20 protein-coding genes are annotated in these 18,438 nt (G+C 65.6%); 8 read left to right on the forward strand and 12 right to left on the reverse strand.

Annotated elements, in window-relative coordinates:
* Positions 1–39 precede the first annotated feature (39 nt).
* Complete coding sequence (locus HWX62_RS32200; protein WP_175933121.1) at positions 40–357, reverse strand: co-chaperone GroES; 318 nt, start codon at positions 355–357, stop codon at positions 40–42.
* A gap of 443 nt (positions 358–800) precedes the next feature.
* Between HWX62_RS32200 and HWX62_RS32205 the strand changes: the two genes are divergently transcribed.
* Together HWX62_RS32205 and HWX62_RS32210 are read left to right on the forward strand one after the other, a co-directional pair.
* Positions 801–1,124, forward strand: a complete 324-nt coding sequence (locus HWX62_RS32205; protein WP_175933123.1) for a hypothetical protein — start codon at positions 801–803, stop codon at positions 1,122–1,124.
* A complete protein-coding gene (locus tag HWX62_RS32210) occupies positions 1,118–1,396 on the forward strand; it encodes a hypothetical protein (RefSeq protein ID WP_175933125.1) in 279 nt (92 codons plus the stop codon). The genes HWX62_RS32205 and HWX62_RS32210 overlap by 7 nt, the downstream gene beginning before the upstream one ends.
* A 172-nt stretch (positions 1,397–1,568) precedes the next feature.
* Here the strand turns inward: HWX62_RS32210 and HWX62_RS32215 are convergent, their stop codons facing one another.
* The 3 genes from HWX62_RS32215 to HWX62_RS32220 all read right to left on the reverse strand — a co-directional run bounded on the left by HWX62_RS32215 (position 1,569) and on the right by HWX62_RS32220 (position 4,095).
* Positions 1,569–2,411: a formate/nitrite transporter family protein gene (locus tag HWX62_RS32215; protein ID WP_175933127.1), complete on the reverse strand. Its 843-nt coding sequence runs from the start codon at positions 2,409–2,411 to the stop codon at positions 1,569–1,571.
* Between the two features lie 124 nt (positions 2,412–2,535).
* Positions 2,536–2,694 carry a hypothetical protein gene (locus HWX62_RS32930; protein ID WP_208458657.1) on the reverse strand — a complete coding sequence of 53 codons (159 nt, stop codon included), beginning with the start codon at positions 2,692–2,694 and terminating at the stop codon, positions 2,536–2,538.
* Positions 2,695–2,739: 45 nt separating this feature from the next.
* Complete coding sequence (locus HWX62_RS32220) at positions 2,740–4,095, reverse strand: nitrate regulatory protein (RefSeq protein WP_175933164.1); 1,356 nt, start codon at positions 4,093–4,095, stop codon at positions 2,740–2,742.
* A 393-nt stretch (positions 4,096–4,488) separates the two neighbouring features.
* Between HWX62_RS32220 and HWX62_RS32225 the strand changes: the two genes are divergently transcribed.
* A complete protein-coding gene (locus HWX62_RS32225; RefSeq protein ID WP_244136133.1) occupies positions 4,489–5,586 on the forward strand; it encodes an IS3 family transposase in 1,098 nt (365 codons plus the stop codon).
* 128 nt (positions 5,587–5,714) lie between these two features.
* Here the strand turns inward: HWX62_RS32225 and HWX62_RS32230 are convergent, their stop codons facing one another.
* The 3 genes from HWX62_RS32230 to HWX62_RS32240 form a co-directional block, all read right to left on the reverse strand.
* A complete protein-coding gene (locus HWX62_RS32230; RefSeq protein ID WP_175933129.1) occupies positions 5,715–6,758 on the reverse strand; it encodes an LLM class flavin-dependent oxidoreductase in 1,044 nt (347 codons plus the stop codon).
* 114 nt (positions 6,759–6,872) lie between these two features.
* The gene (locus tag HWX62_RS32235; RefSeq protein ID WP_175933131.1) at positions 6,873–7,271 is read right to left on the reverse strand and encodes a DoxX family protein; all 399 of its coding nucleotides are present in this window, start codon (positions 7,269–7,271) and stop codon (positions 6,873–6,875) included.
* Positions 7,272–7,405: 134 nt separating this feature from the next.
* Complete coding sequence (locus HWX62_RS32240; protein ID WP_175933133.1) at positions 7,406–8,020, reverse strand: NAD(P)H-dependent oxidoreductase; 615 nt, start codon at positions 8,018–8,020, stop codon at positions 7,406–7,408.
* A gap of 131 nt (positions 8,021–8,151) precedes the next feature.
* Here HWX62_RS32240 and HWX62_RS32245 point away from each other — a divergent pair, with 131 nt between their 5' ends.
* Entirely contained in the window at positions 8,152–9,063 is a 912-nt protein-coding gene (locus HWX62_RS32245; RefSeq protein ID WP_175933136.1) for a LysR family transcriptional regulator, read from the forward strand.
* 229 nt (positions 9,064–9,292) lie between these two features.
* On the opposite strand, the gene HWX62_RS32250 is transcribed toward HWX62_RS32245, so the two are convergent.
* From HWX62_RS32250 to HWX62_RS32260, 3 genes are all read right to left on the reverse strand, one after another.
* Positions 9,293–9,994, reverse strand: coding sequence for a pirin family protein (locus HWX62_RS32250; protein ID WP_175933138.1), 702 nt, complete (start codon positions 9,992–9,994; stop codon positions 9,293–9,295).
* 113 nt (positions 9,995–10,107) lie between these two features.
* Positions 10,108–10,719, reverse strand: coding sequence for an NAD(P)H-dependent oxidoreductase (locus HWX62_RS32255; RefSeq protein WP_175933140.1), 612 nt, complete (start codon positions 10,717–10,719; stop codon positions 10,108–10,110).
* Between the two features lie 238 nt (positions 10,720–10,957).
* A complete protein-coding gene (locus HWX62_RS32260) occupies positions 10,958–11,491 on the reverse strand; it encodes a hypothetical protein (RefSeq protein ID WP_175933142.1) in 534 nt (177 codons plus the stop codon).
* 554 nt (positions 11,492–12,045) lie between these two features.
* Here HWX62_RS32260 and msrB point away from each other — a divergent pair.
* The 4 genes from msrB (at position 12,046) to HWX62_RS32280 (ending at position 16,656) form a co-directional block, all read left to right on the forward strand.
* Positions 12,046–12,576: a peptide-methionine (R)-S-oxide reductase MsrB gene (gene msrB, locus HWX62_RS32265; RefSeq protein ID WP_175933144.1), complete on the forward strand. Its 531-nt coding sequence runs from the start codon at positions 12,046–12,048 to the stop codon at positions 12,574–12,576.
* A 31-nt stretch (positions 12,577–12,607) separates the two neighbouring features.
* Positions 12,608–14,467 carry a cytochrome c biogenesis protein DipZ gene (locus HWX62_RS32270; RefSeq protein WP_175933146.1) on the forward strand — a complete coding sequence of 620 codons (1,860 nt, stop codon included), beginning with the start codon at positions 12,608–12,610 and terminating at the stop codon, positions 14,465–14,467.
* Positions 14,468–14,528: 61 nt separating this feature from the next.
* Entirely contained in the window at positions 14,529–15,272 is a 744-nt protein-coding gene (gene msrA, locus HWX62_RS32275; protein ID WP_175933148.1) for a peptide-methionine (S)-S-oxide reductase MsrA, read from the forward strand.
* Positions 15,273–15,540: 268 nt separating this feature from the next.
* Positions 15,541–16,656: an aromatic ring-hydroxylating dioxygenase subunit alpha gene (locus HWX62_RS32280; RefSeq protein ID WP_175933149.1), complete on the forward strand. Its 1,116-nt coding sequence runs from the start codon at positions 15,541–15,543 to the stop codon at positions 16,654–16,656.
* A 33-nt stretch (positions 16,657–16,689) separates the two neighbouring features.
* Here HWX62_RS32280 and HWX62_RS32285 read toward each other — a convergent pair whose 3' ends face one another.
* Both HWX62_RS32285 and deoA read right to left on the reverse strand, forming a co-directional pair.
* The gene (locus tag HWX62_RS32285; protein ID WP_175933150.1) at positions 16,690–17,079 is read right to left on the reverse strand and encodes a cytidine deaminase; all 390 of its coding nucleotides are present in this window, start codon (positions 17,077–17,079) and stop codon (positions 16,690–16,692) included.
* Positions 17,080–17,103: 24 nt separating this feature from the next.
* Entirely contained in the window at positions 17,104–18,420 is a 1,317-nt protein-coding gene (gene deoA / locus HWX62_RS32290) for a thymidine phosphorylase (RefSeq protein ID WP_175933151.1), read from the reverse strand.
* Positions 18,421–18,438 lie beyond the last annotated feature (18 nt).

Here is an 18,438-nt window from a genome sequence, read left to right on the forward strand (position 1 = left end):
CATCGGGCAGACACCCGTGCGACGCGGTCGAATCGGCAATCAGGCCGCTTTCCTGGCGGGCTGCGATTCGGGTTCGAGTACGCCCATGACGTCCTCTTCGCGCATGACGAGCAGCTCCTCGCCGTTCACCTTCACGGTCTGGCCTGCATATTTGCCGAAGAGAACCTGGTCGCCGACCTGGAGCTGCAGCGGGCGCTGCGAGCCGTCCTGCAGCAGCCGGCCGCTGCCGACTGCAATCACTTCACCCTGCTCGGGCCGTTCGGCGGCCGAATCGGGAATCACGATGCCGGAGGCCGTCGTCCGTTGCTGTTCGATTCGCTTGACGATAACCCGGTCGTAGAGGGGACGAATCTGCATTTTCATCTCCTGAGCGATGAGATCACCTGGAAAAGGGAATCCGTCGGCGCATGTCCGCGCAAGGGCTGCGCTGCACCGGCGTGCCGTCGATTGGCGAAAAGCGAAATAGTGGCGCAGGGAGCGCGCTTCAAGAGGGGGATAAAAGCACATATGTAACAAAATGTTTCACGCCGGGCACCGCGTTCTGCCGGTCGGCGAACGTCTCGCGATGCCCGGTCAAGAGCGGCAACACGGCCTCGACGGTCGCCGCTCCGGGCCGCGAGAATCGTTGTGCAACGGGCGCTTGAAATCCGCGCGGCCCATCCTATTTTGGTAACGCTCGAGCAGCTGCGGCTAACGCGCTGCGTGTTTCGATTTGTTTGTCAGCGAGACCTTCGCGGATCGACGAACTGGAGCGCGTAGTCCGGTTCGTCCTCCGTGCGAGGTTCAACCGGGAGCGAATCATGAACGATCCTTTCTTTCTCTTCGATCGGCTGCCGGAGGTCGGCCGCCGACCACGACGCGTCGTCCGCGTCATCAAGGGTCTGCCGGCCGGCCTGCGGATGGTGCGCAACGGCACCGGGCGCTTCGCGCCGATCGGCGCGCGGGTACGCGGAGCGCGCAAGCCGTTCGCGCTGCGCGGCGTGGACCGGACGGCCCAGATCGGCCGACCGAAGCCGCCGCGGCGCCGGGTCGCCACACCTGGACGCGTGCTGCACCATGTTTCGTTTTTCGGCGCTACGCCTGCTGGCGGCACTTCCGTGCGCGACGGGAGGCGGCCATGCTGAGCCCGCACGAATTCGCGACACTGATGCTGGTGTACCAAGCGCCGGATCAGCTCGACATGAATCGCGCCGAACTCGATGCGCTGCTCGAACGGCAACTCGTCATGCTGGAACATGGCGCCCCCGGCCGCCGACGCGCGCATCTGACGAAAAAGGGTCGATCGATTCTCCATGCGCTCGGGGCCGACATCGCTTTCCGTCGCAGCCACGAGTCCACCGCGCAGCGCGGCAGTCAAGGCGAAGCGCCTGTCGCACTATCGGACGAGGCCGGATGATGCGGAGTGTGGGGCAACGCCCCAACGACCGGGCGGCGCGCGGCAAGGCTCGTCGGCGTGACCGTGATCGCGTCGGAGATCACCTCCGGCGCATCCGCCGACGTGAAGCTCTCGCGCCCCGTCGCACGTTTCAGCGCCTCGCCAACGTTCGGTCGCGGCTTGCGCAGCGCGATCAGGCCTTGCGCGCGACGACACCCACCGGCGAAGCGTGCGCGCGTTTCGGTGCGGTCTTGTAGTGCGTGCTGTACAGCGCCGCGCCGACGAACACCAGCCCGCCGACCAAGTTGCCGAGTACCGTCGGGATCTCGTTCCACAGCAGATAGTCGACGATCGTGAAGTGGGCGCCGAGCATCAGTCCGGACGGGAACAGGAACATGTTCACGACCGAGTGCTCGAAGCCCATGTAGAAGAACACGAGGATCGGCATCCACATCGCGATCACCTTGCCGGGTACGGACGTCGACATCATCGCGGCGACCACGCCGGTCGACACCATCCAGTTGCACATCACGCCGCGCACGAACAGCGTGAGCATGCCGGCGGCGCCGTGCGCCGCATAACCGAGCGTGCGTGCTTCGCCGATGCCGCCGATCTTCTGTCCGATCGCGTTCGGCGCTTCCGAAAAGCCGAATGTGAAGATGATCGCCATGAACAGCGCGACCGTCAGCGCGCCCGCGAAATTGCCGAAGAACACCAACGTCCAGTTGCGGAACACGCCCCCCCAGGTCGCGCCGGGCCGGCGATCGATCACCGCGAGCGGCGCGAGCGTGAAGACGCCGGTGAGCAGGTCGAAGCCGAGCAGGTACAGCATGCAGAATCCCACCGGAAACAGCAGCGAACCGGCCAGTGCGTTGCCGGTGTTGATGGTGATGCTGACCGCGAAGGCGGCTGCGAGCGCGAGGATCGCGCCCGCCATGTACGCGCGAATCAGCGTATCGCGGGTCGACATCGACAGCTTCGATTCACCGGCGTCGACCATCCTGGTGACGAATTCGTTGGGCATGAGGTAGGCCATGGTGTGCGCTCGCAAAGTTGGACGTGCAAAAAAAACGCGCCAGGCACTCGCTCGACATGCGAGTGCCTGGCGCGGACGCTGTTATCCACGTGATCGGCCGCCACGGTTCGACATGGCGTGATCGTCAGGCCGCCATTAGCCCGACGAGCGAGATGTTTGCAACTTTCATACCAGTGACGGGAATATCGCGATGCAGGCTGGCCGGACGCGAAATGCCGGGAGAGAAAGCCGCAACCGATCGCAGCGAATCGCACTCGCGCGGTGCAAACTGCACTTCGTGCATGCGCTTCGGGCGCCGCCGCGGTGCGTGAAGCGCGGTGCGTTCGGGTCAGGTCGTGCCGTCGTCGTGCGGTGTCTCCGGCGCGCTTCGCTGCATACGGCGTCGCGCGGAAGGTTGCGCGTGCTCGTCGACGAATCGCTCGGGCGACGTCAGCGCGTCTTCCGCGATATCGGCAAGCGGCCGATTGCCGTCCATCGACGCTTTCTGCAGCATCCGATACGCTTCGTCCTCCCGCAGGCTGAAGCGCGTCATCAGCGTCTTTTTCGCGCGCTGCACGAGCTTTCGTTCATAGAGCGCGCGACGTGCCGCGTCGAGCTCGACCTCCGCGCCGGCCAGGCGCGCCGATTGCGACTCCAGCAGGGATTTCAGGCTGGCGAGCGTCCCCAGGTCGGAGCCGGAGAGGCGTCCCGGCAGTTCGTGAACCGCCGTGCGCGCCGACAACGGATCGCCGGCGAAGAACTGGGCGAGGGCCTGGATATGCGGGGGCGGATTGTTCCGCAACTGCGCCATCAGGCGCTCGGAGTCGCGCAGCGTTCGATGCGCGTCGTCGATTCGCGCGTCGCACGTCTCCTGCACCTGCAGCGTCAGCGCGATCTGAAGGTGCCAGAGATCGTCGATGCGGGCGCTCGCGGCGTCGAACCATGCTTCGCTCAGGCCGGCATCGAGCGCATCGCCGGCGTGCGCCGTGCACAGTACGCGGCGCAGCTTCTCGAGCGCCGCCATGTGCGGCTCCGTCATGCGGGTTTCCCACCATGCGTTTTGCGCCGTGCTCGCGAAGCTCGCGAAGACTTCGAGATTGCGCTCCTGCGCGGCTATCAGATACAGCAGGCGCTGCTGCTGGTCCGCCGAAAACGTGCCCGCCGCGAACATGTGCGCGCCGACGGCGCGTTCCTGTCCCGCTTCCTCCTTGCCCTCGACGACATGGACGAGCGCAATCAGCATGCGCGACACCGACGGATCCGCCCCGCTGTCGGCAACCTGGAAAATCAGTTCCACCAGGCCGCCGATCACGGTACTGAACGCCTGGACGGAATCGGGCGCCGACAGCGCAAGATGGTCGATCTGTTCGCGCAGCACGTCCAGCGATTCCAGGTCGAGCAGCACCCAGGCGATCAGCGACAGCAGGCGCGACGTCGAGCCGCGCGCGGGCGTCAGTTCCAGATCCAGGCGCTCGCGCAACTGCGCGACGAGCGGCACCGATTCGGCGCGCGAAGCCGCGCGTTCGGCGACAAAGCGCTTGCCGCTCGACGCCAGATAGATGCTGCTGGCGCCGCGCTCGCGCTGCAGCGCATGGATCAGGCGGCCGAGCAGGTCAACCAATTCGATCTGCTCGGCCAGGTGGCGCAGGGACGCGATTTCCTGCTGCTTGGCGAGCAGCGCGAATTGCAGGGCAGTGGCGGGCATGGTGGATACTGACCGTCGACAGGGACTCGGTGCAGTGTAGTGCGGACAATAATCGTTGTTTTTTACGCCTTGCATGTCAAGATTCGTGACGAAGGCCTGGTCCGCAACAAGGCGATCTATCTGGCGCCGTTCAAAAACGAGCTTTACCCGCTCCCCGATCGTCCTGTTCTCTGGCGGGGCAGGCCAGCCGTGATAAGCAGGCTTGTGCGAAACCCGAGTTCGACCGGGCAATCGGAGCATAGAGATAAGGTTCCCATCTCGTTATCATGCTGTAGGAGTTCACAATCAATGCTAGCCGTGCCCAAAGGAGTGCTAGCAATGTTGCACCTGAGACGTTTCTTGTAGCCATTGGGCAAGTGAGTTCTCTTTTATCCTAGAGGCAAGGGGAACTCGATGAAGAAGCGATTTACCGACGAGCAGGTCATCCGGATCTTGCGCGAGGCCGAGAGCCGGGATGAGCCGGTGAAGGATCTATGTAAGCGCCACAACATCTCGGAACAGACGTTCTATCGTTGGCGCAACAAGTTCGGCGGCATGGACGTGGCGGACGCGCGTCGGCTCAAGGAACTGGAATCGGAGAACGATCGGCTCAAGCGCCTGATCGCCGAGCAGATGCTGGTAATCGACGGCCTGAAGGCGTTCAGCCGAAAAAATGACCACCCCGACGGGCCGGCGCGAGGCGCTGGAAGTCCTGACTCGGCGGGGGCTCTCGCAACGCAAGGCATGTCGCTACTTGGGATTGAGCCGCCGAGTGGCGACCTATACGCTCAAGCAACCGGAGAAGGATCGGCGTCTGGGCGAGAGGCTGATGACGGCCGCGCAAGAGGTGCCGCGCTTCGGCTATCGCCGGATGTCGGCCTGGCTGGCGTTGAGCGAATCGCGCGTGCGGCGAATGTGGCGGGCCCTGCAGCTCAACATTCCGCGCCGACGTCCTCGCCGACGTCGTTGCGGCGACGACATACGCCTGCCCGGTGCACACAGCCCAATTCGGTCTGGAGCGATGACTTCGTGCACGATCAACTGGTGGATGGCCGGGCGTTGAAGATGCTATGCGTGATCGATGAATACACCCGCGAATGCTTGGCGATCGAGGTTGGCGCCAGCCTGCGGTCGCAGGACGTGATCTTGGCGCTATCGCGACTCATACGGCTGTACGGCAAGCCCGCGTTTATTCGGTCGGACAACGGCGCAGAATTTACCGCGGCCAGGGTCATGCGTTGGCTGCGGGACGCTGCAATCGGTCCGGCCTTCATTGCGCCTGGCAGTCCATGGCAAAACGGATTCGTCGAAAGCTTCAACGGCAAACTGCGAGACGAATTGCTAAACCGCGAATGGTTCCGCAGCCGCGCCGAGGCCAAGGTGCTGATCGAACGCTGGCGGCAGTTCTATAACGAGCGCCGGCCTCACAGCGCTCATCGCTACCAACCTCCGGCCACGATCCGTCGAGCGTGGCTGGATTCCGATAATATCGACGCGAGACTCACTGCCTGATTGGTCACAGAATTCCGCCGCAGGTCAGTCGTAGCGAATCTGGAACTTGTCGCCTTCGGCGCGGTTGCGCACGGCAAACTCCCTGCAGTAGTTGAAGAACAGGAAGTTGATCAGTTCACCCATGCTATCTACACTTTCCGATCTGGCGCGTCTCGAAGCAGTGGCACGACTTTAGTGCCAAGCAACTCGATCGATCGCCGCATCGCCTCTGTTTCGAGTGCAGCGGGGCTCATCTGAAAGGTGATGCGGGACACGCCGCCCAACGCATGGCTGCACGCCTTCATTTTGGCAGCAACCGTTTGCGGACTGCCGACCAGGAAGGCTCCTGCGGGACCGCACATCGCCTCGAATTGAGCCCGCGTCGGCGGCGGCCAGCCCCGCTCCTTCGCGCCGGTGCTAAACGCCTGGAACCAGCCGGGAAAGAAAGCCTCCCTGGCCGCTTCATCGGTATCGGCGACAAAACCCATGGCATGGACGCCTACCCTTTGTTCGGCCAGTGGATGTCCGGCAACCTGCCAGGCGCGCCGGTAGAGGTCGACAGCAGGCCGGAAGCGCTCGAAGCTGCCGCCGATAATGGCGATCATCAGCGGCAGGCCAAGCGTACCGGCCCGCGCGAACGAACCGGGCGTACCGCCGACGCCGAGCCAGATCGGCAACCGCTCCTGATGCGGGCGAGGATAAACACCTTCACCCTTCAGCGCGGGCCGGAAACGGCCATTCCAATGGATATGAGGCCCCTCGTTGAGCTTGAGCAGGAGATCGAGCTTTTCGGCGAACAACGCATCGTAGTCGCGCAGGTCATAACCGAACAGCGGATAGGCTTCGGTGAAAGAACCCCTGCCAACCACAAGTTCGGCTCTCCCTTTCGAAATAAGATCGAGTGTCGCGAATTCCTGAAACACCCGTACCGGGTCGGCAGCGCTGATCACCGCCACAGCGCTTGTCAGCCTGATAGCCTTCGTGCGCGCCGCCGCAGCCGCGAGAATAACGGCAGGAGCCGAGTCGAGTGCGTTCTCCCGGTGATGCTCGCCCATCCCGAAGACGTCCAGGCCGACCTGGTCGGCCAGTTCCACTTCAGCAAGCACGCTTTCCATGCGATCAGGGGCGGCCTGCAAACGGCCGGTCCGCGGGTCGATCGCAAGCATCGCAAAACTATCGATACCGATCTCCAATCTTCATTCCTTGCGAGGCACGATGCCGAGAACTCATGCGATCTGTAATCTCGACAATGCGGTGTTGATCTCCAAAGGCATTCAGGAATGCCTGTTTTGAGCCCGACTTCGGTTTCAGCCTTGGTTCTGGAGGACGTTGGACAGACTGCGACGATGCAGCCATGCAACCGTCGAGGTGATCGCCAGCAGCACGATAGCGGGAATCGGATTTCCGCCGATCACCGCCAGATGGGTGAACACGGCGCAGACCATCGTGACAGCCAGCAGAACGGCGCCGAACGCTACCGTCGCCGGGAGCAGGATGGCGATAGCGCCAGCGACTTCGACCAAGCCGGTGAGGATCCTGAACCACTGGCCGGCCCCGATCTGTTCGAAGATGGCGACCATCATTGGTACGCCCGCCAGCTTGGCGCCGCCGGCGGCAAGGAAAGCGGCGGCACTGAGCAGGCGAAGAACCCACGAAGTGATCTTGACAGCTTTGGTGGGAGACTGTGAGTTTTGGGATGATGGCATAGAGCACCTTGAAACTGAGTGTTGCGGGACACTGCGCAACCCAGACGAGTTTGATTGCGCTTTTCAGTGCTGATCGTATCTATTCAGTATTGCTAATCGTCTTGATGGACCTGAGAGACAGCGTCGGCACCTGATCAGACCACCAGCGCCTTAATCTCGGCCTTCGCGGACGTGATCGCGGAGGCCTTTGCCTCTTCGCTGATCGCGAGGCCTTCCGCACGGATGATGCTGACATCAGTCAGCCCGATGAACGCGAGCGCCGCCCTCAGATAACCTTCCTGGAAATCGAGAGAGGCCGCGGGGCTGCCTCCGGTGTAGACGCCACCGCGCGTCGAAACGACATAGACTTTCTTGCCCGCGGGCAGCAGGCCTTCCGCCCCATTCTCCGTGTAGCGGAACGTCCGCCCCGCCACGAGCACGCGGTCAATCCAGCTCTTCAACTGCGAGGGAACGGTGAAGTTGTACATCGGAGCGCCGATGACGATCACATCGGCCGCGAAAAGATCGTCGATATAGGCAGCGCCCCGAGCAATATCTTCGCCCAAAGCTGAGCTTTCGGGCGTTGCGCCCTGGAAGGCGGCAAGATGCTGGCCAGACAAATGGAGGGTCGAATCGGCAGCGAGGTCGCGGTGGACGATGGTCGCGCCTGGATGCAGCGCAACTTGGCGTGCAACGGTTTCAGCGGTTAGCTCGCGGCTGGCAGAATGCGCGCCGAGGATACTGGAATCGATTTGCAGGATTGATGTCATGGCGTGACCTCCAGGTAAATTTTGCGAGGGCATGAAAGCCGATCGCGACATCACAATTCTCTCGCGGCCCTTGCCATCTGAAAAGCCGTTATTTTAAGATGCATACCATCGGACAATCCAATGGATCATGCATGATGGACGGTTTATCGCTTGATCAGCTGCGCACCTTCATTGCTGCGGTCGACGAGGGGAGTTTTTCTGCCGCCGCGCGCAAGCTGGGTCGCGCCCAGTCCGCCGTCAGCGAACTCGTGCGCGCTCTTGAGCATCAGTTGCGCGTGGAGCTCTTCGACCGGACCGGTCGCTACCCGCAACTGACGCCGGCCGGAAGCATGCTGCTCGCTGGCGCGCGCGAGGTGGTCGCCAAAGTCGATGCGTTCAAGTCACACGCGAAAGGCATGGCATCCGGGCTCGAACCCGAGCTGTCGGTCGTGATCGATGTCTTCTTCCCCATCAGCGTCATTGCCGAGGCCGCCCGGGATTTTCGGGACCAATTCCCAACCGTGCCTCTACGGCTCTTCGTCGAGGTTCTGGGTGGCACGGTTCTGCCGATCCTTGATCGCCGCGCTCATTTGGGCATCGTCGGTACCTTGCCTGTCATGCCCCCCGGCATCAGCACCGAGCCGCTCGGCGCCGTGGATTTTGATGTCGTGGCCGCTGCCAACCATCCGCTTGCGGCGTTCGATGCGCCAATCCCGCGCCGCGAACTCAGCAACCATATCCAGCTCGTCCTTACCGACCGTACCGAACTTTCGCAGGGACGGGAGTTCGGGGTCTTATCGTCGCAGACCTGGCGGCTGGCCGACCTTTTCGCCAAGCATACGTTCCTGCTCAACGGACTGGGATGGGGCGGCATGCCAAGCCATGCGGTCAAAGCGGATATAGAGGAAGGGCGCCTGTCTCGCCTGCGCATCGAAGGCATCGCCGCCAGCGACCTCAAACTGCCGATGTCCATCGCTTATCGCGCCGACGATCCCCCGGGACCGGCCGGCCGATGGCTTATCCAGCGATTGGGAACATGCGCACATCACCAGACAGGTTCCTGACGAGGGCAAACGCGCCGGCGCGCGCGAACGACTGCGGCGTCCCGCCGACGCCGAGCCAGATCGGAAGCCGATCCCGGTGCGGGCGCGGACAGACACCCTGACCGGTCAGGGCCGGGCGATAGCGGCCTGACCAGCGGGGGGGCCTTATCGCGCAGCTTGACCGGTGGCGGGATCGGGCAAAATAGCCGCGAATCTGCCGATGCCGATGTCCATGACGTGGTCCGCTCCTCTAATCTCGGGCCATCGTCACGAGGACGAGTTCGCTGTCGGCAAGCGCGTCGATCTCGATAGCGGTCTCCTCTTGGATCACCAGCCCCTCGCCCGCCTCGACCGTCTGGTCATTGACTCGAACGGAGCCCCGAGCGGGTGCCAGATAGCCGCTGTGGCCAGGCAGGAACACAAACGTCGCTGTCGCTCCAGCGGGAACCCAGGCGCCGTAAACCTCCGCGTCGGATCGGATGGGTAGCGCTTCGGGCGCGCCATAGCCGCTGGCGAGGGGCACGAACCGGCCGGCGCGATCGGCCATGGGAAACGCCCTCGTGCCCCAACGCGGCTCGCCGCCTTCGGCGCGCGGCCGCAGCCAGATCTGGAACATGCGGGTGCGGCCCGCTTCCTCATTGTATTCGGAGTGGCGAATGCCCGTCCCCGCGCTCATGACCTGAACGTCCCCGGCTTGGGTGCGGCCCTTGTTGCCGAGGCTGTCCTCGTGGGTGACCGCGCCCATTTGCACGTAGGTAATGATCTCGACATTGGCATGAGGGTGCAGCGGCCAGCCGGATCCGCTGACAATTTCATCATCGTTGAAGAGGAACAGGGGCCCCACCGGACGATGCGCCTGATTGCCATGAGCGCCGAAGGCGAAGTGGTGGCGCGCCTTGAGCCAATCCAGGTCAACGCGGGCGATCTCGGCTAAGGGCTTGTGCTGGAGCATGCTCAGTTGGCCCGCGTCGCGACGATGTTCATCGGGATGATCCTTGGATTGAATGAGGTTCGGGGCGTGTTCCGGAGGCCGGAATCGCGGTTCCGGCCTCTGCGTCTTTCCGCCTAGGCGGCGAGCGCGGCGATCTCGGCCTTGGCCTTGGCGATCGCGGCGGCCTTGATCTCGTCGCCCATGTTGAGGCCTTCAGCACGCACGACCTTAATGTCGGTCAGGCCGATGAAGTTCAGCACGCTTCGCAGGTAGGTTTCCTGGAAGTCGAGACCAGCGGCCGGGCTGTCGCCAGTGTAGACGCCGCCGCGCGAGGAGGCGATGAACACCTTCTTGCCCTTGGGCAGCAGGCCTTCGGGCCCGTTCGCGCCATATTGGAAGGTGCGGCCGGCAACGCAGACGCGATCGATCCAGCCCTTCAGCTGCGATGGAACGGAGAAGTTGTACATCGGCAGGCCGATGACGATGATGTCGGCGGCGAACAGGTCGTCGATGTAGGCGCCACCAGCGGCCAGGTCCGCCCCGAGGTCCGGGTCCGACACCGCGCCGCCCTGGAAGACGGCCATGTGCCGATCTGACAGGTGCAGGGCGGCGTCCGCCACCAGATCCCGGTAGATCACCTTGGAGTCCGGGTGCAGGGCCTGTTGTCGGGCCACGATGTCGGCAGAAAGCGAGCGGCTAACCGAGTAGCCCCCGAGAATACTGGAGTCGATGTGTAGGATCGTCATGGATTTCACCTCCAGCTTGCGCTCGGGTTTGGGCATTGGGCGGAACAGGAGTTTTCTGAGCGCTTCAAAACATGAGCGCATTATCCTGCCGCCTACTCTCTCTGACTAGTCGCGATATTCCGAACCGATCCATCGGCTAGGCAGATGGATGGCAGGATCGCGCCCAGGACCGGGCTTCTAGCTGGCGGGATGGTCCACAATCACCCCACTTACTCATTTTGATCCCGGTCGATCACGCTCAAGCACATTGAAACACTAATAAGTTCGCGCTTTTTCGCCCTTGCGTACTGGGGGCGGTTTGGGCAAATTGGGAGCTGTAAGAGGGGTAATAAACGGCCTTCCGCTCCCAGCTAGCGATCCCTGTTTCTCCCCGACCGATCCCAGTTCCGGAAGGAGGAAGCAGCTGGCCGGTCCAATCGATCAGCAATCGCTTCCACGGCTGATTTCGTTCGCCCCACCGAATCATTTGCCGGATCGGGATCAACATCTCGACCGCTTGCCGGTTGTGTCTCCCGTCGGAAATCGCGGTAAGCAGCGGCAGAACGTTCGACGCAAACACGCCTGCGATCCTGTGTGTACGGAGAGACGGCAGCATATGTTTTTCCATCGCACTTCGAAGCGACTTACCGCCATCCTTCCGGCCTTTCCTGCCGCGCTTCTTGTTGATGGTCGCGAACCACGCGTCGAATAAGTCGCCGAACGTGAGGTCCGCCATCGCCGCTTTTTCAACCTTGGCCCGGCGTTCACGCTTCTTCGCTTCGAGATAGTCCACACCGTCGCGCGCTTGTGAACGAATCGTCGCCGCGGCTGCGCGTGCATCCTCGAGGGACAGCTGCGCATCTGTGGTCGAGCGTGCCCACGCCTTGCCGAGCGGCTTGTCGAGCTGCTTGCCGTTGATGCTGACGCGAACAAATCAAGTCTTTCCGCCGGCCGGACACGCAGGAACAGTCCACGCCCATCCGACAGGAAATACCGCTTTCCGGTCGCCCTTGCGGCTTCGATCTGCCTGACCGTCAGTGCACCCATGATCGCCCTCCATTGATTTCGTCATCGGGTCGGCTCGTGCATCCCAAGCAGAGCCTACCCCACACCACGAACACTAAAAAGACACTAAAAAATTGCGGCTCGTGCGGGATTTCCGCGGAAGTGGACGGACCACGAATACCCTGAAAACCCTTGTCAGACAGGGCTTTGACGGATTTCACCGGACCTGGCCGGAACACCCGGAAAATGATCACGATTCATTTAACTTTCCGTGAGGACTTCGACACCGGCCGCTGCCTACGATGGGCGCATGTTTTCAGCACCTGCTTCCAGGAGCCCATCATGCCCACCCGCAGACATCTGCTGTTCGCCGGCGCGACCGGCCTCGCCGCGCTCGCGGCGCTGTCGTCCGCCGGCCGCCGCGCGCTGGTCGGCCGCGCGTTCGCCGCGCCGCCCGCCGGCTCGCCCAAGGCCGCCCCGTTCGAGATCACGCTCAGCGACGCCGAATGGCATCGCCGGCTCACGCCCGCCCAATACGCGGTCCTGCGCGAAGCCGGCACCGAGCGTCCGTACAGCAGCCCGCTGAACGCCGAGCACCGGCACGGCACGTTCGCGTGCGCAGGCTGCGACCTCGCGCTGTTCTCGTCGGCCACCAAGTTCGACAGCCACACGGGCTGGCCGAGCTTCTGGAAGCCGCTCGACCACGCCGTCGCCACCGACACCGACGCGTCGTTCGGGATGGTCCGCACCGAAGTGCACTGCCGCCGCTGCGGCGGCCATCTCGGCCACGTGTTCGACGACGGCCCGGCGCCCACCGGCCTGCGCTACTGCATGAACGGCGTCGCGCTCGCCTTCCACCCGGCTGCCGCCTGATCCGGCCCGCCGATCGACTGGAGAACGCATCATGCTGCTCATCGTCCTTGCCTATCTCGGCGGCGTGCTCACGATCCTGAGCCCGTGCATCCTGCCCGTGCTGCCGTTCGTGTTCGCGCGCGCCGACCAGCCGTTCGTGCGCACCGGCCTGCCGCTGCTCGCCGGCATGGCGCTCACGTTCGCCGTCGTCGCGACGCTCGCCGCCGTCGGCGGCGGCTGGGTCGCGCAGGCCAACCAGGCCGGCCGCTGGATCGCGATCGTGCTGCTCGCGGTGTTCGGCCTGACGCTGCTGATGCCGCGCTTCGCGGAACATCTGACGCGCCCGCTGGTGGCCGCCGGCAACCGGCTCACCGGGTTCGCGCAACGCGACGGCCGCCCGGCCGGCCCGGCGTCGTCGCTGCTGCTCGGCGTCGCGACGGGCCTGCTGTGGGCGCCGTGCGCCGGCCCAATCCTCGGCCTCGTGCTGACCGGCGCCGCGCTGCGCGGCGCGAGCGTCGCCACGACGCTGCTGCTCGTCGCGTATGCGGCCGGCGCGGCGACCTCGCTCGGCGTCGCGCTCGTGATCGGCGGCAAGGTGTTCGCGGCGATGAAGCGCTCGCTCGGCGCCGGTGAATGGATCCGGCGCGGGATCGGCGCGGCGCTTCTGGCCGGTGTCGGCGCGATCGCGCTCGGCCTCGACACGGGCGCCCTCGCGCAGTTGTCGACCGTCACCACGGGCGGGCTCGAAACGAAGCTCGTCGCTCGCCTCGGCGGGCGCTCGAACGGCGCGCCGGCAGCGTCGGCCGCCACCGGCGCGGCCGACGACGCGACGGGCGGCGCGATGATGGCCGCCGCGACGGATGGCGCGCAGGCCGGCGGCGCTGCAATGGCCGGCAGCGCGATGATACGCGCGGCCGGCGCGACCGCGGCCGCGCTGCCCGTCGAAGGCACGCTGCCGTCGCTCGACGGCGCGGTGCAGTGGCTGAACTCGCCGCCGCTGACGGCGGCCGGGCTGCGCGGCAAGGTCGTGCTGGTCGATTTCTGGACCTATTCGTGCATCAACTGCCTGCGCACGCTGCCGTACACGACCGCCTGGGCCCGCAAGTACGCGCCGTACGGGCTCGTCGTGATCGGCGTGCACGCGCCGGAGTTCGCGTTCGAGCGTGACATCGGCAACGTGAAGAAGGCCGTGCACGACCTCGGCATCGACTACCCGGTCGCGATCGACAACGGCTATTCGATCTGGCGCGCGTTCAACAACGAATACTGGCCCGCGCACTATTTCATCGATGCACAAGGGCGGATCCGCCATCACCACTTCGGCGAAGGCGAATACGCGCAGTCGGAACGCGCGATCCAGTCGCTGCTCGCCGAAGCCGGCCATCCGGACGCGCTGAACGTGCCGCTCGGGCTCGCCGGCGCACCCGCGAAAGGCGCGCTCGCGGCCGCCGATAGCGCGGACGTCCGTTCGCCCGAAACCTATGTCGGCTATGCGCGGGCGGAAAGCTTCGCGTCGCCGGGCGGCGTCGTGCGCGATGCGGCCCACCGCTACGACGTGCCGGCCCGGCCCGATCTGAACGACTGGGGTCTCGCGGGCACGTGGAACGTCGGCGCCGAACGCGCGTCGCTGGCCGCGCCGGATGGCCGGATCGTCTACCGCTTCCATGCGCGCGACCTGCACCTCGTGCTCGGCCCCGGCGCGAACGGCCGGCCTGTGCGCTTTCGCGTGACGCTGGACGGTGCGGCACCCGGCGCCGCGCATGGCGCCGACGTCGACGCGCAAGGCTACGGCACCGTCACCGGCCAGCGCCTGTATCAGCTCGTCCGTCAGCCCGGCGCGATCGCCGATCGCACGTTCGCGATCGAGTTCCTCGATCCGGGCGTCGATGCGTACGCCTTCACGTTCGGTTGAGCGCGCGCGCCGCCGTCATCCGGTCGCCGTCTTTTTTCAACGCATTCCGAAGGAGCAAAAAATGATCCCGATCCCTCCCCGCGACGCCGCCGCACGACGGCGCGCGATCGTGCTGCGCCGCATCGGCGCCATCGCCGTCGCGGCGGCGGCCGTGTTCGGCTACCAGCGCATCGTCCAGTCCGCCGAGCCGATGCGCACGGTGCCCGCACCGACGCTCGACGAAACGCCCGGCGCGTCGCACGACGAGACGGCCGTGTTCGCCGGCGGCTGCTTCTGGGGCGTGCAGGGCGTGTTCGAGCACGTGAAGGGCGTGAAGCAGGTCACCGCCGGCTATGCGGGCGGTGCGTCCGAAACCGCGCACTACGCGCTCGTCGGTTCGGGGCTGACGGGGCACGCGGAATCGGTGCGCATCGTCTACGACCCGACGCAGATCACCTACGGCCGGCTGCTGCAGGTGTTCTTCTCGGTCGCGCACGACCCGACCGAGCTGAACCGGCAAGGCCCCGACGAAGGATCGCAGTACCGCTCCGCGATCTTCCCGACCACCGCGCAGCAACGTGCCGTCGCGACCGCGTACATCGCGCAGCTCGGCGCCGCGCACGTGTTTCCGGCACCCGTCGTCACGCGCGTCGAGGCCTACAAGGGGTTCTATCCGGCCGAGGCCTATCATCAGAACTACCTCGAGCTGCATCCCGATGCGCCGTACATCGCGTTCAACGATCTGCCGAAGGTCGCCGGGCTGAAGCAGCGCTTCCCGGCGCTGTACCGGGCCGACCCGGTGCTGTGGCGCGAAGCGCGCTTATGAGCCGCTTGTGAGCCGCTTGTGAGCCGCTTGCGCGCCGCTCGCGACCGTCTGCCCGCGGCATGACGGCATGCCGGCCGCCGTACAGCCGCGCCGTGCGCCGCCACGCGTCGGCGGCGACCGCTTTGCGCCGCATCAACGAACCGGCGGACGCGATGCCGGGGCAAACCCGCATCGCGTCCGCCGCGGCCGGCAACTTCGCGTAGACTTCTCCTGATCCCCGCCGCACGATGCGGCACCCGGACCACCGGCCAGCCAGGAGGCGTCACGCATGCGCGCAGTGCCTTTGCCTGACAGCAATACCCTCGAAGAACCGTCCACCGGCACGGTCGTGCGCGACCTGCGCCGCGTGCCCATTCATCCCGATCACTGGTACCCGCTCGCCTGGTCGCGCGAGCTCAAGCGCGGCAAGACGCTCGGCGTGCGCTTCGCCGGCGAGCCGATCGTGCTCGTGCGCACCGAATCGGGCGCCGTGTATGCGCTCGAGGATCGTTGCGCGCACCGCCAGGTGCCGCTGCACGCGGGCGTCGTGAGCGGCGAAACGCTGCGCTGCTGCTATCACGGCTGGACCTACGCGTGCGACAGCGGCCGCTGCGTCGACGTGCCCTACCTCGGCCGCGAACGCTTGCCCAACGGCGTGCGCGCGTATCCGTGCCGCGAAGCGCACGGGCTGATCTTCGTGTTCCCGGGCGACGCCACGCTCGCCGACACGCGGCCGTTCCCCGCGCTCGAATCGGCGGACGATCGAGCGTTCAAGACACGCCGTTTCGGCCGCGAGGTCAAGTGCCACTACTCGTTCATGCACGAGAACCTGATGGACATGAACCATCAGTTCCTGCATCGCAAGCAGATGGGGCAGATGCGCGCACGCTCCGTGGGCCGCCGCCGCGGCGACGACTGGGTCGAGGTCGACTACACGTTCGCGCGGATGGAAGGCAAGCAGCCGGTCGGCGAGGCGCTCGTGTTCGGTTCGAGCAAGAAGCCCGGCGACCAGGCCAACAAGAGCGTGATGACGGTGCGCACCGAGTATCCGTACCAGACGCTGCGGATCCGGTCGAGCGAAGGCACGCTCGTGATGGACCTGTGGATCGTCTACGTGCCGCTCGACGCGGAGCAGCGCACCAACCGCACGTTCGGGCTGCTGTCGATCCACAAGCCCGGCATCCCGTTCGCACTCGATCTCGCGTGGCCGCTGCTCGTGTGGTTCACCGAGCGCATCTTCCGCGAGGATCGCTGGATCGTCGAACGGGAGCAGGAAGCGCATGACCGGCAGGGCGCCGACTGGAACCACGAGGTGTTCCCGGTCATCAACGAGCTGCGCGACCTGCTGCGCCAGTGCGGCGCGCGCACCGTGATCCCGATCCGCGACGCGCGTGACAGCGCATGAGGCGACGCGCGCGGCTCGCCTCGGCGCGTGCGGTTACAGCATGAACGCACCCGGCAGCAACGCGCTGGCCGTCGTGATCTCGACGGCCCCTTTCAGGTTGGCGAGAATCACCTCGATGTCGGGCTTGCCGATCTCGACGATCACCTGGCGGCATGCGCCGCACGGCGCGATCGGGCCGTCCGTGTCGCCGACGACCGCGAGCCGCGCGAAATCCCCCGGCCGATAGCCGGCGGCGATCGCCGCGAACATCGCCGTGCGCTCCGCGCAATTGCACAGTCCGTACGACGCGTTCTCGACGTTGCAGCCGTGGAAAACCGTCCCGTCGCGCGCTTGCAGCGCCGCGCCGACCTTGAAGCGCGAATACGGCGCATACGCGCGTTCGCGCGCTGCCTTCGCCTGTTCGATCAGTTCGTCTCGTTCCATCTGTGATATCTCCCTGAGCAGAGGTCAGCCGATCTGCTGATAAAGGGTCGGCGGCGGCTCGCCCGTGTCGCCGAGCACGTAGCTGCGCGTAATCATGTCGATCGCATGCGCGGCCGTTGCGTCGTCGCGGGCGTGCACGAAGCCGAGCGGCTCGCCGGCCTCGATGCGCTGCCCGATCTCCGCGAGCGCCGACAGGCCGACGCTGACGTCGATCGCGTCCTCCGCGCGCGTACGGCCGCCGCCGAGCGCGACCACCGCCAGCCCGAGCGCGCGGCAATCGACACGCTGCACCACGCCGCTCGCGGGCGCCGGGACCGGCACGATCACCGCTGCGCGTGCCAGGTGCCGCGCGGGCGCGTCGATCAGGTCGGCCGGGCCGCCGAGCGCGACGACCATGCGTGCGAAACGCTCGGCCGCCGCGCCTGAATCGAGCGCCTGCTGCAGTTTCTCGCGCGCGTGCGCGGCATCGCGCGCCAGCCCGCCGGTCACGAGCAGTTCCGCCGACAGCGCCATCGTCACGTCGTGCAACCGCGCGGGACGCGACTTGCCCGTCAGGTAGTCGATCGCGCACGCGACCTCGAGCGCATTGCCCGCGCACGGCGCGAGCGACTGGTTCATGTCGGTGAGAATCGCGGTCGTCTTCATGCCGGCGCCGTTGCCGACGTCGACGATGCTGCGGGCCAGTTCCGCCGATTTCTCCGCGGTCGGCATGAACGCGCCGGAGCCGACCTTGACGTCCATCACGAGCCCGTCGAGCCCCGCGGCAAGCTTCTTCGACAGGATCGACGCGGTGATCATCGCCACCGATTCGACGGTCGCCGTCACGTCGCGGATCGCATAGATGCGCTTGTCGGCCGGCGCGAGCCGCGCGGTCTGCCCGATGATCGCGACGCCGACCTCGCGCACCGTGCGGCGAAACGCGTCCGTATCGGGCATCACGTCGTAGCCGGGAATCGCGCTCAGCTTGTCGAGCGTGCCGCCGGTGTGACCGAGCCCGCGCCCCGAGATCATCGGCACGTAGCCGCCGCACGCGGCGACCATCGGCCCGAGCATCAACGACACGACATCGCCGACGCCGCCCGTCGAATGCTTGTCGATCACCGGGCCGCCGAGATCGAGCGCGCGCCAGTCGAGCACGTCGCCCGAATCGCGCTGCGCGAGCGTCAGCGCGACGCGCTCGTCCGTGCTCAGGTCGTTGAAATACACGGCCATCGCGAACGCGGCCACCTGGCCCTCGGTCACGCTGCCGTCGGTCACGCCGCGCACGAACGCGGCCATGCCGTCGCGATCGAGCGGCTGCCCGTCGCGCTTCCTGCGAATGAATTCCTGCGGTAGAAACATCGTTGCCTCGTTTCGATC

The organism is Burkholderia sp. BCC0506 (genome assembly GCF_902833145.1).
Classification (GTDB): domain Bacteria; phylum Pseudomonadota; class Gammaproteobacteria; order Burkholderiales; family Burkholderiaceae; genus Burkholderia.